The following is a 13775-nucleotide window of genomic DNA, read 5'->3' as shown; positions in this document are numbered from 1 at the left end:
GCGTGGCCGCCCGCGTGCTGCTGCCGTTGATCCTGTTGATCCCGGTGCTGGTCACCTGCGTGCTGATCACGACCGCGAAGTGGCTGCCGCGGTGGGCGCTGGACCTGATCGCGCTGGTCGCGTTCGCCGCCGAGGTGGTGCTGATCGCGTTGCTGCTGCCGGTTGTGTCCGGCGGCCGGGCGATCGAGTGGTCCGGCGGGTGGCACCCGAGCGGTGACGGGCTGACCGTCGGCATCGCGCTGGTCGCCGACGGCACGTCGACCGGGCTCGCGCTGGTGATCGGCGTGCTCGCCCTGGCCGCGTCGGTGTTCGGCTGGCGCTACTTCGAGGAGGTGCAGGCGCACTACCGGTCGCTGCTGCTGCTCTTCACCACCGGCATGCTGGGGTTCGCGTTCGCGGGCGACATCTTCACGATGTTCGTGTTCTTCGAGCTGATGGGCGCCGCGGCGTACGCGTTGACCGGCTTCCACGTCGAGGAGCCGGAATCCGTGCAGGCCGGGTTCACCTTCGGCGTGCTCAACTCGCTGGGCGCCTACCTGACGCTCACCGGCATCGGGCTGCTCTACGCCCGCACCGGACAGCTCAACCTCGCCGCGCTCGGCGCCGCCGGGCCCGGGCACGACCTGCCCGCGCTCGCGGCGTTCGGGCTGATCTCGGTGGGCTGGCTCGTGAAGGCGGCGGCGGTGCCGTTCCACTTCTGGCTCGCCGACGCGCACGCGGCCGCGCCGTCACCGGTGTGCGTGTTGTTCTCCGGGGTGATGGCGCCGCTCGGCGTCTACGGCATCGGGCGGGTCTACTGGACGGTGTACGGCGACCTGCCGTCGGCCCGGCACCTGTTCCTGGTGCTGGGCATCGTCACGGCGGTGCTGGGGTCGGTCATGTGCTTCACCCAGCAGCACCTCAAGCGCATGCTGGCCTACTCGACCATCGCGCACACCGGCGTGTTCCTCATTGGACTGTCCGCTTTGGACTCAACCGGGGCCATGGGCAGCTGGCTCTACCTGGCCGGGCACGCCGGGGTGAAAGGCGCCTTGTTCCTCGTGGCCGGCATCCTGCTGGCCCGCTACGCCAGCGTGAACGAGGCCGAACTGCACGGCCGGGCACGGGCGGACAAGGTCGCGGCCGTGGTGTGGCTGGTGGCGGCGCTGGCCCTGGCCGGGCTCCCGCCGTTCGGCGTGTCGCTCGGCAAGGACGTGCTCGACCACCACCACCCGGGCACGGCGGTCGTGCTCGCCCTCGTCTCGATCCTCACCGGCGCCGCGGTGCTGCGGGCCGGACTGCGGGTGTTCCTCGGGCTCGGGCCCGCGCCGGAGGTCGACCCCGACACCACGAGCGGCGAGGACGAGACCCCCGACACCGGCGAGGAACTGCCGCGGACGCCGATGACCATGGCCGGCGCCGCGATCGGGTTGCTCGTAGCCGGGCTGGCCGTCGGCGTGGTCCCGGCCGTCGCCGAGTACGCCCGGCGCGCGGGGGCGACGTTCACCGATCACGCCGGTTACGTCGCTCAGGCGTTGCACGGCGTCGTCACCACCGTTGCCCTGCCCGAACCGGCGGAATGGTCGGCGCTCGCCGTGCTGACCGGGCTCGGCACGACCGCGGGCGCGGTGCTGCTCGCGCTACTGGCCGTCCGCGGTCACGGCATTTCGCGGTGGCCGGGCCGGTGGCTGCGCCCGGTCCTCACCGTCCTGCACCGCGCACATTCCGGCCACACGGGCGACTACGCCGCGTGGCTGACCGTCGGTGCCGTCGTGGTCGCGGCGCTGTTGATGGCATGAACCGCGCGCTCGCCGGGTAACCGGTGGTCATGGAATCCGAGGCACCGAGGAGACCCGACCCACTGCACTGGCTGTGGTTCGCCTTCGGTGGCCGGTTGCCCGATCGCTACCACGAGTGGGTGTGGCGGGACGCGACCGCACGCGGGTGGGTGGTGCGCTACGGCCTGCGCATGCTGGTGCGCACCCTGCCGCTGCTGGTGGGGGCGTACTTCTTGATGGTCGCGTTGACCGTCCCGCGCGGGGCCGCAGTCGGCGCGGTGCTGATCGCCCTGCTGTTCGTGCTGTACATGACGCTCACCTCGGCGGGGGAGTTCCGGCGGGCCTGGTTGGTCCAGCACCACATGCGGCTGCGGAGGTGACCGAATGGCGTACCTGAAGGTGGCGGGCCGGGTGGACGTGCCGGCCGATCGTGCGGCCAAGATGGCGAAGGACCCGGAACTGCTCAGCCACTGGCTCGACGGCGTGGTCGTGGCCGGGCTCGGCGATGACCGGACCCGCTGGGCGGTCGGCGAGACCGAGTTCGACGTGCTCCGGCTGCCCACGGGGGACAAGCACCTGATCAGGTGGCGCGCGCTGTCCGGGCAACGGCACACCGGTGTGGTGCGGTTCAAGCCCCGGGGCGCGAGCACCGATGTGGTCATCGAGGTCGCCTGGGACGGCGGGCACGCGCGTGCGCTGCGCCGCCGGCTCAAGGACGCCTTGCGCGACTTCGCCTTCGAGGCCGTGCGCCTTCCCGAGCTGTCCCTGCAACAGACCTCGTGACCGGATGCGGTCAACCATCTTCCTGAAGCGACCATGGTTCGGTAGTTCTTTGCCGAAGGTTGTCGTCGGGGATGGAGACGAGCATGCGGCGTTGGTCGGTAGTGGCATCCGCGGTCGTGGTGGTGGGCGCCGCCGCCGGGTTCGCGGTGGTCTCGACCGGGGTTTCCGGTGCGGCCGACGGCAATCTGGCCGCCAACCCGGTGCTCGCCGGCGACGCGCAGGGTTGGGGCGTGCTCTCCGGCGGCTCCGGCGCACGCGTGGCCGTCAGCGATCACCCGAGCGCGCAGTTCGCCTACCAAGTCAGGCTGAGCGGTACCGGCGCGGGCATCTACCTGCCGCAGCAGGCGGTCACCGGCGGCGCGAGCTACACGATCGCCGTCGACACCAAGACCGCCGGCACCGCGCACATGCAGATGGACTGGTACGGCCCCAACGGGTTCATCGGCTCCTCGGCGGGCCGGCCGGTCGTCACGAACGCGGGGTCGTGGACCACGGTGTCGGCGCGGTTCACCGCGCCTTCGGGCGCGACCAACTCGCACCCGCTCGAGTACGTCACGGGTGCGTCCGGCACCTGGCTGGCCACCAACGCCGACTACGAGACGGCCACCAGCGATCCCGGCGACCCGGGCACCGGTGACGGCGACACGGCCGCGGGCAACTACGGCTGGGGCAGCCCGCTGCCCGCGAGCGACGAGTTCGACTACACGGGCGCACCCGACCAGTCGAAGTGGGGCATCTACGGCGGCGTCGACGGCTGCGGCCCCGGCCATGCCGGCAACGGCCAGCGCTGCGGCTACACCAACACCGTGCAGGACGGCTACCTGCGCCAGACCGGCTACGCCAACGGCGACACCGCGGGGATCGCCATGCGGTACGGCCAGCGCTACGGCCGCTGGGAGGTCCGCGCCCGGATCACCACGCCGGGCGGCAGCGGGTATGCCTACCACCCGGTGCTGATCACCTGGCCGGACTCCGACGAGTGGCCCCAGGGTGGCGAGTACGACTACTTCGAGGTCAACGTCGGCGACTCGGCGGCGACCGCGTTCCTGCACCACCCCACGGACTCCGGTGTCGTGCAGGACGAGTACCACCACGACGGCGTGGACTTGAGCCAGTGGCACAACTACGGCTTCGAGTGGGCGCCCGACGGGCTCACCGGCTACCTCGACGGCCAGGTCTGGTTCCACGACACCGACCCGGACGTGCAGGCGCCCGGTCCGATGCACCAGACCATCCAGCTGGACAACTTCTGCGGCTGCGCCATGCAAGCGGCCTACTTCGACGTCGACTGGGCCCGGGTCTACGCCCTGACCTGATCCCTGCCTGGGTTCGGCGGGCGCCGAAGTGTCGCAGGCCTAGGGTTGGCCGGGTGAGCAGATTTCGTGATCTGCACCGGCGGGGGAACCCGCTCGTGCTGCCCAACGCGTGGGACTTCGCCTCGGGTGCCGCGCTCGTCGATGCCGGGTTCGCCGCCGTCGGCACCACCAGCCTCGGTGTCGCCGCGGCGGCGGGGCTGCCCGACGGCGAAGGCCTGGTCCGCGCCGAGACGATCGACTTGGCCCGCAAGCTTTCCCGCCTGCCGGTGCCGGTCACGGTCGACGTCGAGTCCGGGTTCGGTGGCGGGCCCGACGAGGTGGCGGCGCTCGCGCTCGAACTGGTCGACGCCGGTGCCGCCGGGCTGAACCTCGAGGACAGCAGGCCCGGCGGCACCCTCGCCGAACCGGCGCGCCAGGTCGAGCTGATCAGCGCCGTGAAGGCCGCCGCGCCCTCGTTGTTCCTCAACGCCCGGGTCGACACGCACTGGCTCGGGGTCGCCGAGGACTCCACAATGGACCGGGTGGTGCGGTACGCCGAGGCCGGTGCCGACGGCGTCTTCGTGCCCGGTCTGCCCGACAGCACGGCGATCCGCGCGGTGGCCGACGCCGTGGAACTGCCGCTCAACGTCCTCTACCAGCCCGGCCGCCACACCGTCGCCGAGCTGGCCGACCTCGGGGTGTGCCGGATCAGCACCGGTTCGCTGCCGTTCCGGGTGGCGTTGCACGCGGGGGTGCGGGCCGCGCTCGCGGCCCGCGACGACGCGTCACCAGGTCCCGCGTTCAGCTATCCGGAGGTGCAAGCCATGACCACGCGTCACAGCTTGCGCACCACGACCCCGACCACCCGCTCGCCCGGCACGAACCCGTAGTGCCGGGAGTCCCAACTGGACGGGCGGTTGTCGCCCAGCACCACGGCACACCCGGGCGGCACGACCTGTCCGCCCAAGCCCGCGACATCCGGTGCGGCCCACCCGTCGTCGAGCCGGTCGCCGGTCACCGCGACCACCCGCTTGAGCAGGTATTGGCCGGTCGTGTCGGCGCCGCTGGGCACCGGCGGGTAGCCGAGCATGACCACCTGGCCACGGCGGACCCTGCGCGTGCGGCGCACCAGGACGCGGTCGCCGGAGCGCAGCCCCGGGGCCATGCTGTCACCGTCCACTGTGGTCACCACGAGCGACCGGCGGACCACCAGGAGGAGAGTGGAAACCAGCAGGAGAAGGCGGATCACGTGGCCGCCTGGTAGCCGGAGGCCTGCAGGTGGAACAGCTTCGCGTAGCCGCCGTCCTCGGCGAGCAGGCTCTCGTGGGTGCCCAGCTCGCCGATCCGGCCGTCCTCGAGCACCGCGATCAGGTCGGCGTCGCGCACGGCGCTGAGCCGGTGCGAGATCAGCAGGCTGGTGCTGCCGCGGCGCAGCTCGCGGATGCGCGTGTGCACGTCGTGCTCGGCCTGCGGGTCGAGACCGGAGCTGGGTTCGTCGAGGATCATCAGGTCGCGTCCCTCGCGGACCAGCGACCGGGCGAGCGCCAGCCGTTGCCACTGCCCGCCGGAGAGCACGACCCCGGTCGCGGCCTCCTCGCCCTCGGTGCCGATCATGAACATCCGGGTCAGGGGAGTGGCGTAACCACGGGGGAGCGCGGCCAGCTTGTCGTGCACCCCCGCGCGTTGGGCCGCCGTGGTCAGCCGCTGCTCGTCGTCGAGGGCGTCGAGGTCGCCGAGCGCGATGTTCTCCGCGGCGGTCATGTCGTAGTTCATGTGGTCCTGGAACACGGCGCTGATCCGGGCGCGCAGGAGCTCCGGCGGCAGCTCGCGCAGGTCCACGCCGTCCCACAGGATCTGGCCCTTGGTCGGGTCGTACATGCGGCACAACAACTTCACGAGCGTGCTCTTGCCCGCGCCGTTGCGCCCGACCAGGGCCACGGCCTGCCCGTGCGGGATGGTCAGGTCGACGCCACGCAGGATCCACGGGTGGTCGTCGTCGTAGCGGAACCACACGTCGCGCAGCTCGATGCCCGTGCGCAGTGGCTTCGCTTCCCCCGCGGTCACGCGGGGCAGGTCGAGATCGGCGCGCGTGACGGCGACGTAGTGCGCGAACGCCAGCAGCCGCGCCTGACCATTGGAGATCGCGGACGCGAGCGTGCCGACGGCGAGCTGCACCCCGGCGACCGCGGCCACGAACATCGCCACGTCACCGGCGCTCAACGCACCGGTGCGCGCCGAGGTGATCGCCCACCACAGCCCGGCGCCCGCCACCGCGGCGCTCAACCCGGTCAGGCCGCCGAGCGTCCACAGCTCGCGTAGATCCATCTTGCGCTGGGCGTCGTTGGCGTGCCGGCGCTCGGTGAGCAGCCGCGCCCGCAGGAACGCGCCGGTGCCGAACAACCGGATCTCGGTCGCGGCAGAGATCCCGGTGAGCAGCTGGGTGTAGAAGAACTCCCGCCGGTGGAAGCGTTCGATCCGCCACTCCATCGTGGACCGCCGCTTGGCCAGGACGACCTCGGCGAGCAAGGCGGGGATCGCGGCGGCCAGCACCAGGCCGGTCATCGCCGGGCTGAGCACCAGCAGCGAGCCGAGGAACCCGGCCAGCGAGAGCACCGCGCTGACCGTGCCGCCGACGCCGTCGACCAGTTCCGGCACCCGGGCCGCGCTTTCCTGCGCCAGGCGCAACCGGTCCTGGTAGCCGGGATCCTCGAACGTGCGGATGCCGACCTGGCGACCGAGCGCGGTGAAGAGCCGGTCGGTCGCCAGCAGCCCGGCGGTCCGGCCGATCTGCGCCCGCAGGTAGTGCGTGACGTTCGGCAACGCGGCCGCCGCGAGCCCGGCGAGGGCCAGGCCCACGGCGAGCCCGCCGACGGCACCCGACGGGGAGGTCAGCCGGTCGAGCACCAGTTTCGTCAGCCACGCGGTGAGCACGGGCGCGCCCGCGGCCGCCGCCGTGATGGCGAAGAACCCCGCCACCCGCCCGGCGCCGCTGCGCCACAACAACCCGGCCGCCTCGGCACCGGCGGCCCGCAGCTCACGGGCGTCGATCCGGGTCTCGGGCACGCTCAGCGTCCGCTCAGCGCGGGCTTCGGCAGTTCGTCCACCCGCCCCGCGGTCGCGACGACGGTGCGGTCGGCGATCACGTACATCGCGGGCGTCCACGTGTTGCGGAACGCCCGCGCGACCGGACCGCCGTCGGGGTCGGCGGCGATCACGCGGGCGACCGGCTCGAGTGCGGCGACCGTCTGCGGGTCGGTGCCGCCGACCACGGCGAGCACCTTGTCGCGACCGTGGCTCGCCGCATAGGAGATGAAGCTGGGGAGCATGTCGTGGCAGGCGTCGCAGTCCGCCGAGAAGAACGCGACCGTGCCGGCCAGCGCGTCCGCGGTGAGCTCCTCACCCGCGGTCGTCGTCGCTGTGAACGTGTCGATGGAGCCACCCGGCTTCAGCTCGAAGGGCAGGTCGGTGGGCTGCCCGGTGGACGGCCCGGTGGACTGCGTGCCCGCGCGCATGCGGCGCAGGATCCCCACCGTCAGCAGCAGGTTCAGCAAGCACAACAGGCTGAGCAGCACGACCGCCGCGACCAGGACGGGCATCAGGGACTCCTCACGAGGATTACGGCGATGTCATCGATCGCGACGACCAGCACGGCCGCCACGACGCCGGTGAGCGCGGCGAGCGCGAGCCCGGCGAGGGGCAAGGCGGCGTTGGGCGCGCTCGCGCCCAGTGCGGCGGCGAGCGCCAGGGCCAGGTTGCGCACGATGTGGCGTGGGCTGACGGGGGTGTTCGAGGCGCCGAAGCACCGGCACGACGTCCGGCGACCGCGGCGCAGCGCGTGGGTGATCCCGGCCGTGAAGGCGAGCATCAACGCCAGCGCCAGAGCGAAGCCAAAGGTGGCCGTGGCCGGCACCAGGACCAGCACGACCGCGGCGGTTTCCGCAGCTACGACCGCCACCGCGACGGTGTTGACCAGGCGCGTGGGCACCGGCGCGAAGTCCGGCACCGAACGCGCGAACCCGCCGAAGTCGCGCAGCTTCGAGAACGCGGAGACGGCGAAGACGACGGCGAACAAGGCGGCACAACCCGCCCGGACGTACTCCATGTCAAGGCTCCATCGGTGCCGGGCGGCGCGGTGAGCGCCGCCCGGCACGATTCGTGGACCGGATCAGGGACAGCGGGTGCTGACCTTGCTCCACTCGCAGCCGGTGTCCAAGCAGCAGAACCGGTACCAGTAGCCAGGGTGGCCACCTGCGTTGCAGAAGTAGCCCGAGCTGCAGGCGGATGCCTTGGCGCGCGGCACGATCCGATCGATGACCCGGTCGATGAGCCGGCTCATGGTTCTCCCTTCGACGGCTGGCAGTGCCCGCGCAGCATCGCCGGGGCCGGGGGAGCAATCGGCGATATTGGACGTTCCTGGAAATTCCTGGACGGCGTCCGGGGGCGCTGCGCCACACGTACCAACCAGGGGCGCAAATGCCACGCGGCCGGCCTCGGCGGGGTGAACACGGGCTACCGACGCCCCGATTCAGGCCGGCGCGGCACCGGCCTTGCGACGGTGCTGCGCGGCCTTGGCCCGGTTGCCGCAGCGCTGCATGGAGCACCACTTCCGCGGCCGGCCGCCCGGACTGTCCACGTAGATCATCCGGCACAGCTCCGAGTCGCATTCCCGCAACCGCGACGGATCGGCCAGCACGTCGAGCAGATCACGGGCGATGAGCGACCGCAGTTCGGCACCGGTGAGCACCGGCGGTTCGACCCGGGTCCCGCGCAGCGTCGCCGCGGGTGGCGCCACCGCCGCCACCTCGTTCACCAACGCCACGGATGCCTTGTCGGGCAAGCGATCCCGCACGGACGCGGCCAGCACGTCGTACACCGCGGCGCGGAGCTCGTGCAGCCGAGCCACGAACTCCGGCGTCCGGTCGGCCGCACGCAGGTCGACCCCGACGCCCGCGCACCACTCGGCCAACCGTTCGGGGCCGGTCAGGCGCTCGACCTCGGTCTCGCCGCGGCGGGCGACGGTGGCGGCCAGGTTCAGCGACAGCGAGCCCGCGTCGAACCGCAGCGCGCGCAGCTGCGCTGTGATCCGCGTCCTTGTCCGTTGGTCGGTGGTGGCCACGCGGCTAGAGTAACCCATTAAACGGTTACTAAGGTCGTGGACGAACCTCGAGGAGTGCCGATGCGGTCGTGGATCCGGGTGGCGCTCGCGTTGTTCGGCATCGGCTGGGGTGCCAACCAGTTCGCCCCACTCCTGCTGGTCTACCGCGACCGGCTCCCGGACACCGTGGTCACGGCCCTCTTCGGCGCGTACGCGATCGGCCTGATCCCCGCCCTGCTGCTCGGCGCGACGTACTCCGACCGGCTCGGCCGGCAGCGGGTGATGCGGCCGGTCGTCGTGCTGTCGCTGCTGGCTTCGGCCGTGCTGCTGATCGCCGGGGACGACGTGTGGTTGCTGACCGCGGGCCGGCTGCTGGCCGGGATCGCGTCCGGGGCGGCGTTCGGGCCCGGGACCGCGTGGGTGAAGGAACTGTCCGCCGACGCCGGGCCGGGAGCCGGCGCCCGCCGGGCCGCGATCGCGCTCTCGGCCGGGTTCGGCGGCGGACCGCTGGTCGCCGGGATCTTCGCGCAATGGCTGCCCGCGCCCGCAGTGCTGCCTTACGCCGCGCACATCGCCCTGATGCTGGTCGTCATCCCGCTCGTCTGGCGGGCGCCCGAGACCGCGGTCCGCGGTGACCGCCCGCGCGCGGGATTGCGGGATGCCTTGCGCCACCCCGTGTTCCGGCGCGTGGTGGCGCCCGCGGCGCCGCTGGTCTTCGGCACGGCCACCGTCAGCTTCGCGGTGCTGCCGGGTCTCGTCCCGGTGCACGGCATCGGCATCGCCGCGGGTGGCGCCATCGCCGGGCTGACCCTCGGTGCCGGCGTCGCGGTCCAGCCGGTGGCGCGCCGGCTGCACCGGCACCGCACCCGGGTGTTCGGCCTCGGCCTGGCCGCCGCCGGGTTTCTCCTTGGCGCGCTGACGATCCGGCTCGGCGCGCCGATCATGCTCGTGCCCACCGCCGCCGTGCTCGGCGCGGGCTACGGGATGCTGCTGGTGGCCGGGCTGGGCCAGGTCGAGGCGCTGGCCGCGCCGGACGAACTCGCCGGCGCCACGGCGGTGTACTACTGCCTCGCATACGCCGGTATGGTCGCGCCTTACGTCGTGACCGCCCTGCACAGCGTGCTGCCGCCGGCGCTCCTGCTCTGCATCGCGGCGGCGATCGTCGCCCTGATCATCCCCGTCACCCGGCAACGACGGGCCGGCGCGGAAGTCTGAAACTGCCGAACAAACCTCCTGGCCGGGGCCGAGGGCGCGCTGTTTGACTGGCGCGACCAACCAACCAAAGGGGGAGACGAACATGATCCGCAAGCCGGCCTTCATCGTGGCCGCTGTCGCGACCGCCGCTGCCGCGGCGCTGGCTGTGCCCGCCGTCGCGAGCGCGGCCACGGTTCAGCCAGTGCAGCCGTTGGCGTTCAGCTGCAGCTCCTCACTCGGCACGGCGCACGTGTACTCGGCGGACTGGCTGAAGATCCACACGCAGCACAGCCTGTCCAGCGCCGTGGTCGGCCAGATCCCGCGGGGCGCCGCGTTCTGCATCCTGCGCAACGCCGTCTACCAGGACGGCCACTACTGGCAATACGGGTACGGCTACAACGGCAGCACGAAGGTGACCGGCTGGGCGGTCACCGACTACTTCATCTACCCCTGAGCTCAGCCGGCCTGGCCGGTGTCGAACCGGCTGATCCGCTCACCGTCCACAGTGAACTGCCACCGGGTGCGCATGGCGCCCCAGGTGTCGTTGCGGTAGTTGGCGATCAGGGACCGGCCGCCGTCGGTCACGGACTCGACGTCCATGTGCCCGTTGACGGTGAAGATCTCGCGGTCGACCCACTCGGTGAGGTCCCGGTCGCGGCCGTCGTCGGACATGGTGGCGTCGGGCGTCAGCACGGCGAAGAACGCGTCGCGGTCGCCCGCGTTGATCGCGTCGATCAACCGGCGCACGACCGGGTCGGTCACCTCAGCAGTCATGTGTCCAAGATAGACCGTTCACCCCTGCCGGACCGCCTCGATCTCCAGCGCGATCCAGACCTTGTCGCCCACGACGACACCGCCGCCGTCCATCGGCACGGTCAGGTCGATGCCGAACTCGCGCCGGCTGAGCTGGGCGGTCGCGGAGAAGCCGGCCCGGTAGCCGCCGAAGGGGTCCGGGCCGAACCCGTTCACGGTCATGGCCAGCGGCACCGGCCGGGTGATGCCGTGCAGCGTCAGTTCGCCGTCGACCAGCCACCCGTCGTCGGCAAGGCGGACGCCGGTCGAGCGGTAGGTCATCGTCGGGTGGTTCTCGACGTCGAAGTACTCCACGGAGCGCAGGTGCGCGTCGCGTGCCGCGAAGCCCGTGTCGACCGAGGCCAGGTCGATGGTGGCGGTCACCGACGAGGCCAAGGGGTCCTCGCCGGTGGTGATCGTGACGTCGAACCCGGTGAACCGGCCGCGGGTCCTGCTGACCAGGTGCCGCACCGCGAAGCCGACCTCGGAGTGGATCGGATCGGCCGTCCAGGTGCCCGCGAGGTAACCGGGGATCGCGATGGTGTCGAGTGATTCGCTCATGCCGGCATGACGAACGAGCGGGGCGGAAGGGGACAAGGCAAACTGGTCTGACCACTTGACCGCCTGGCCGCCAGCGACCTACGGTGCTGGGGTGGCCTTGAAGCGGGTGTCCCAGCGGTCGGTGCCGGACGAGGTGTTCGACCAGGTGCTCGGTGACGTCCTGGGCGGCGAACTGGCGCCGGGGCAGGCGTTGCCGGCCGAGCGCAAGCTCGCCGAGGTGCTCGGCGTCTCGCGACCGGCCGTGCGTGAGGCCTTGCAGCGGCTCTCGCAGGCCGGCCTGATCGAGGTGCGCCAGGGCGACACCACCACGGTCCGCGACTTCCGCCGGCACGCCGGGCTCGACCTGTTGCCCAGGCTGTTGCTGCTGGGCGGCACCCTGGACCTGAAGGTGATCGCCAGCATCCTCGAGGCGCGCCTGCTCGTGGGTCGCGAGGTGGCCGAACTGGCCGCCCGACGGGGTGGTGCGGCGCTGGCCCCCCGGTTGCACGAAGCGGTGGCCGCCTTGCGCGAGGAGCAGGATCCCGTTGCCCAGCAACGGCATGCGCTCACCTACTGGGAGCACGTCGTCGACGGCGCGGACTCGATCGTGTTCCGGCTGATGTTCAACAGCCTGCGCGCCGCCTACGAGCCCGCGCTGCCGGCCCTGGCGACCATGCTCGCCCCCGAAGTCGGTCGCGTGTCGCTGTACCAGGCCCTCGCCGACGCGATCGGGGCGGGCGATCCGTCGTCGGCAGGGGAGCTCGCCGCCGAACTGTTGTCCATCACCAAGGCCGAGTTCGCGAAGCTGGAGGAGGACGCATGACCGAGCGCCGCCCGAAGGTCACGCTTGCCGAAGCGGCAAGGGTTTTCCGCCGCCAACCATCGCCGTGGATGATCGGTGCCCTGCTGGTGGCGGCGATCGTCGCCCGGATCGTTCTCGCCGACTGGCGCCTCGGCGACCTGGTCCTCGTCGGCGTGATGATCGCCGTGTTCCCGTTGGCGGAGTGGGTGATCCACGTGTGCGTGCTGCACTGGCGCCCGCGCCGGATCGGCCGGGTGAAGATCGACTCGCTGCTGGCCCGCAAACACCGCGAACACCACGCCGACCCGCGTGACGTGCCGCTGGTGTTCATCCCGTGGCAGACGTTGCTGTGGCTGCTGCCCGTGGTCACCGCAATCGGGCTGCTGGCGTTCCCGACGCTCGCCCGCGGCCTGACGTTCCTGGTGGTGCTGGGCTTGCTCGGGCTCGGCTACGAGTGGACGCACCACCTGATCCACACCGATTACAAGCCGCGCACGCGCCTGTTCCGGGCCGTCTGGCGCAACCACCGGCTGCACCACTTCAAGAACGAGCACTACTGGTTCACCGTCACCACGACGGGCACCGCGGACCGCGTCCTCGGCACCTACCCCGACCCGTCCACGGTGGCGAACTCGCCCACGGCGAAGGCCTTGCATGACTACGCCTGAGGTCCTGGTCCGCCGCTTCTACGAGGAGATCTGGAACCGGATCGACCTCGACGTGGTGCCCGCCGTGCTCGCGCCGACGGTCACCTTCCGCGGCTCGCTGGGCGCGGTGCGGAGCGGGCACGCGGAGTTCATCGCCTACGTCCGCGAGGTGACCGACGCGCTGGCCGACTACCGCTGCGACACGGAAACCCTTGTGGTGCAAGGGAACCAAGCGGCCGCGCGGATGGTGTTCTCCGGCGTGCACCGCGCGCCGTTCCAGGGCTTCCCGCCCACAGGTCGCCGGGTGTCCTGGGCCGGTGCGGCGTTCTTCACCTTCGCCGACGTGCAGATCACCGACCTGTGGGTCCTCGGCGACCTGCACGGCCTGCACGCCCAGCTGCGGTGAAAACCGATCGGTAAATGTCGGTGAAAGCGTCCCATGCCAATTGTTAGGCCGGTGGTATTCAGCGCCGACGAGACCATTCGGCGGATTGCCGATCGGTCAGTCGGCGGTAACGGAGGCCAGGAAAGCGGCCCAGCCGGCGGCCGGCACCGCGAGGTGCGGACCGACGCTGTTCTTGCTGTCTCGCACCAGGATGGCGTCGCCGTCGGGCCGGCACTCGACGCAGTCCTGTTTCGCGCTCGCCGAGCTTTTGCGCCACCCTGCCGGCTTGTTCGCACCCATTGATCGCATCTGCCCCTCCTGGTGTGCACCCCGCTGCGACTTCGCTCTCCCGACGATAGACGCAACACCGCGAAGAGGGGTAACGCTTCGATCTTCCGGCCGACTCGGCAGCTGGAGCCGGTTGTGCCCTTGTCTGGCATGGGGTTGTGGGACCAGACTTGAGATCCGCGGACCGAGAGGTGGGC

At 71.6% G+C, this 13775-nt stretch carries 19 protein-coding genes; 10 read left to right on the top strand and 9 right to left on the bottom strand.

Going from position 1 to position 13775, the window contains the following annotated elements; all coding sequences use genetic code 11:
• The first annotated feature begins 2 nt into the window (after positions 1–2).
• The 5 genes from EV186_RS13310 to EV186_RS13290 all read left to right on the top strand — a co-directional run bounded on the left by EV186_RS13310 (position 3) and on the right by EV186_RS13290 (position 4725).
• The gene (locus tag EV186_RS13310) at positions 3–1778 is read left to right on the top strand and encodes a complex I subunit 5 family protein (RefSeq protein ID WP_243754012.1); all 1776 of its coding nucleotides are present in this window, start codon (positions 3–5) and stop codon (positions 1776–1778) included.
• A 29-nt stretch (positions 1779–1807) separates the two neighbouring features.
• A complete protein-coding gene (locus EV186_RS13305) occupies positions 1808–2137 on the top strand; it encodes a DUF5313 family protein (RefSeq protein ID WP_133849528.1) in 330 nt (109 codons plus the stop codon).
• A gap of 4 nt (positions 2138–2141) precedes the next feature.
• Positions 2142–2540: an SRPBCC family protein gene (locus tag EV186_RS13300; protein WP_133849527.1), complete on the top strand. Its 399-nt coding sequence runs from the start codon at positions 2142–2144 to the stop codon at positions 2538–2540.
• A gap of 83 nt (positions 2541–2623) precedes the next feature.
• Positions 2624–3856, top strand: a complete 1233-nt coding sequence (locus tag EV186_RS13295) for a glycoside hydrolase family 16 protein (RefSeq protein WP_133849526.1) — start codon at positions 2624–2626, stop codon at positions 3854–3856.
• A 53-nt stretch (positions 3857–3909) separates the two neighbouring features.
• The gene (locus tag EV186_RS13290; RefSeq protein WP_208115592.1) at positions 3910–4725 is read left to right on the top strand and encodes an isocitrate lyase/PEP mutase family protein; all 816 of its coding nucleotides are present in this window, start codon (positions 3910–3912) and stop codon (positions 4723–4725) included.
• On the opposite strand, the gene EV186_RS13285 is transcribed toward EV186_RS13290, so the two are convergent.
• The 6 genes from EV186_RS13285 to EV186_RS13265 all read right to left on the bottom strand — a co-directional run bounded on the left by EV186_RS13285 (position 4671) and on the right by EV186_RS13265 (position 8951).
• A complete protein-coding gene (locus EV186_RS13285) occupies positions 4671–5084 on the bottom strand; it encodes a S26 family signal peptidase (protein WP_243754011.1) in 414 nt (137 codons plus the stop codon). The genes EV186_RS13290 and EV186_RS13285 overlap by 55 nt on opposite strands.
• Positions 5081–6898 (bottom strand): ABC transporter ATP-binding protein, encoded by a 1818-nt coding sequence (locus EV186_RS13280; protein WP_243754010.1) that lies wholly within the window; start codon positions 6896–6898, stop codon positions 5081–5083. The genes EV186_RS13285 and EV186_RS13280 overlap by 4 nt, the downstream gene beginning before the upstream one ends.
• A gap of 2 nt (positions 6899–6900) precedes the next feature.
• Positions 6901–7431 (bottom strand): peroxiredoxin family protein, encoded by a 531-nt coding sequence (locus EV186_RS13275; RefSeq protein ID WP_133849524.1) that lies wholly within the window; start codon positions 7429–7431, stop codon positions 6901–6903.
• A complete protein-coding gene (locus EV186_RS13270) occupies positions 7431–7937 on the bottom strand; it encodes a MauE/DoxX family redox-associated membrane protein (protein WP_133849523.1) in 507 nt (168 codons plus the stop codon). The genes EV186_RS13275 and EV186_RS13270 overlap by 1 nt, the downstream gene beginning before the upstream one ends.
• Positions 7938–8000: 63 nt before the next feature.
• Positions 8001–8171: a hypothetical protein gene (locus EV186_RS38880; protein WP_166659159.1), complete on the bottom strand. Its 171-nt coding sequence runs from the start codon at positions 8169–8171 to the stop codon at positions 8001–8003.
• Positions 8172–8360: 189 nt separating this feature from the next.
• Positions 8361–8951 carry a CGNR zinc finger domain-containing protein gene (locus EV186_RS13265; protein WP_208115591.1) on the bottom strand — a complete coding sequence of 197 codons (591 nt, stop codon included), beginning with the start codon at positions 8949–8951 and terminating at the stop codon, positions 8361–8363.
• 60 nt (positions 8952–9011) lie between these two features.
• Here EV186_RS13265 and EV186_RS13260 point away from each other — a divergent pair, with 60 nt between their 5' ends.
• Together EV186_RS13260 and EV186_RS13255 are read left to right on the top strand one after the other, a co-directional pair.
• On the top strand, positions 9012–10145 hold the full coding sequence (locus tag EV186_RS13260) for an MFS transporter (protein WP_133849521.1): 1134 nt from the start codon (positions 9012–9014) through the stop codon (positions 10143–10145).
• Between the two features lie 82 nt (positions 10146–10227).
• Positions 10228–10578, top strand: coding sequence for a hypothetical protein (locus EV186_RS13255; protein ID WP_133849520.1), 351 nt, complete (start codon positions 10228–10230; stop codon positions 10576–10578).
• A gap of 2 nt (positions 10579–10580) precedes the next feature.
• Here EV186_RS13255 and EV186_RS13250 read toward each other — a convergent pair whose 3' ends face one another.
• Both EV186_RS13250 and EV186_RS13245 read right to left on the bottom strand, forming a co-directional pair.
• Positions 10581–10898 carry a nuclear transport factor 2-like protein gene (locus EV186_RS13250; RefSeq protein ID WP_133849519.1) on the bottom strand — a complete coding sequence of 106 codons (318 nt, stop codon included), beginning with the start codon at positions 10896–10898 and terminating at the stop codon, positions 10581–10583.
• Between the two features lie 18 nt (positions 10899–10916).
• On the bottom strand, positions 10917–11477 hold the full coding sequence (locus tag EV186_RS13245) for a YceI family protein (protein ID WP_133849518.1): 561 nt from the start codon (positions 11475–11477) through the stop codon (positions 10917–10919).
• Positions 11478–11568: 91 nt separating this feature from the next.
• On the opposite strand from EV186_RS13245, the gene EV186_RS13240 reads away from it, so the two are divergent.
• Genes EV186_RS13240 through EV186_RS13230 form a run of 3 tightly spaced genes read left to right on the top strand, consistent with a single transcriptional unit; the run spans position 11569 to position 13311 of the window.
• On the top strand, positions 11569–12279 hold the full coding sequence (locus EV186_RS13240; RefSeq protein ID WP_133849517.1) for a FadR/GntR family transcriptional regulator: 711 nt from the start codon (positions 11569–11571) through the stop codon (positions 12277–12279).
• Positions 12276–12926 carry a sterol desaturase family protein gene (locus EV186_RS13235; protein WP_133849516.1) on the top strand — a complete coding sequence of 217 codons (651 nt, stop codon included), beginning with the start codon at positions 12276–12278 and terminating at the stop codon, positions 12924–12926. Before EV186_RS13240 ends, EV186_RS13235 begins: the two co-directional genes overlap by 4 nt.
• Positions 12913–13311: an ester cyclase gene (locus EV186_RS13230; RefSeq protein WP_133849515.1), complete on the top strand. Its 399-nt coding sequence runs from the start codon at positions 12913–12915 to the stop codon at positions 13309–13311. Before EV186_RS13235 ends, EV186_RS13230 begins: the two co-directional genes overlap by 14 nt.
• 96 nt (positions 13312–13407) lie before the next feature.
• On the opposite strand, the gene EV186_RS13225 is transcribed toward EV186_RS13230, so the two are convergent.
• Positions 13408–13590 carry a DUF397 domain-containing protein gene (locus EV186_RS13225; protein WP_133849514.1) on the bottom strand — a complete coding sequence of 61 codons (183 nt, stop codon included), beginning with the start codon at positions 13588–13590 and terminating at the stop codon, positions 13408–13410.
• Positions 13591–13775: the final 185 nt, after the last annotated feature.

Source organism: Labedaea rhizosphaerae, from assembly GCF_004362825.1.
Lineage (GTDB): Bacteria > Actinomycetota > Actinomycetes > Mycobacteriales > Pseudonocardiaceae > Labedaea > Labedaea rhizosphaerae.
The sequence above is the reverse complement of the archived record's forward strand: the minus strand, read 5'-3'. Positions and strand labels throughout refer to the sequence as shown.

Bases quoted from the DNA above. Each gene is read 5' to 3' on its own strand.
- EV186_RS13305 (WP_133849528.1), top strand. From the start codon at position 1,808: ATGGAATCCGAGGCACCGAGGAGACCCGACCCACTGCACTGGCTGTGG.
- EV186_RS13300 (WP_133849527.1), top strand. From the start codon at position 2,142: ATGGCGTACCTGAAGGTGGCGGGCCGGGTGGACGTGCCGGCCGATCGT.
- EV186_RS13295 (WP_133849526.1), top strand. From the start codon at position 2,624: ATGCGGCGTTGGTCGGTAGTGGCATCCGCGGTCGTGGTGGTGGGCGCC.
- EV186_RS13275 (WP_133849524.1), bottom strand. From the start codon at position 7,431: ATGCCCGTCCTGGTCGCGGCGGTCGTGCTGCTCAGCCTGTTGTGCTTG.
- EV186_RS13270 (WP_133849523.1), bottom strand. From the start codon at position 7,937: ATGGAGTACGTCCGGGCGGGTTGTGCCGCCTTGTTCGCCGTCGTCTTC.
- EV186_RS38880 (WP_166659159.1), bottom strand. From the start codon at position 8,171: ATGAGCCGGCTCATCGACCGGGTCATCGATCGGATCGTGCCGCGCGCC.
- EV186_RS13260 (WP_133849521.1), top strand. From the start codon at position 9,012: ATGCGGTCGTGGATCCGGGTGGCGCTCGCGTTGTTCGGCATCGGCTGG.
- EV186_RS13255 (WP_133849520.1), top strand. From the start codon at position 10,228: ATGATCCGCAAGCCGGCCTTCATCGTGGCCGCTGTCGCGACCGCCGCT.
- EV186_RS13250 (WP_133849519.1), bottom strand. From the start codon at position 10,898: ATGACTGCTGAGGTGACCGACCCGGTCGTGCGCCGGTTGATCGACGCG.
- EV186_RS13245 (WP_133849518.1), bottom strand. From the start codon at position 11,477: ATGAGCGAATCACTCGACACCATCGCGATCCCCGGTTACCTCGCGGGC.
- EV186_RS13235 (WP_133849516.1), top strand. From the start codon at position 12,276: ATGACCGAGCGCCGCCCGAAGGTCACGCTTGCCGAAGCGGCAAGGGTT.
- EV186_RS13230 (WP_133849515.1), top strand. From the start codon at position 12,913: ATGACTACGCCTGAGGTCCTGGTCCGCCGCTTCTACGAGGAGATCTGG.
- EV186_RS13225 (WP_133849514.1), bottom strand. From the start codon at position 13,590: ATGGGTGCGAACAAGCCGGCAGGGTGGCGCAAAAGCTCGGCGAGCGCG.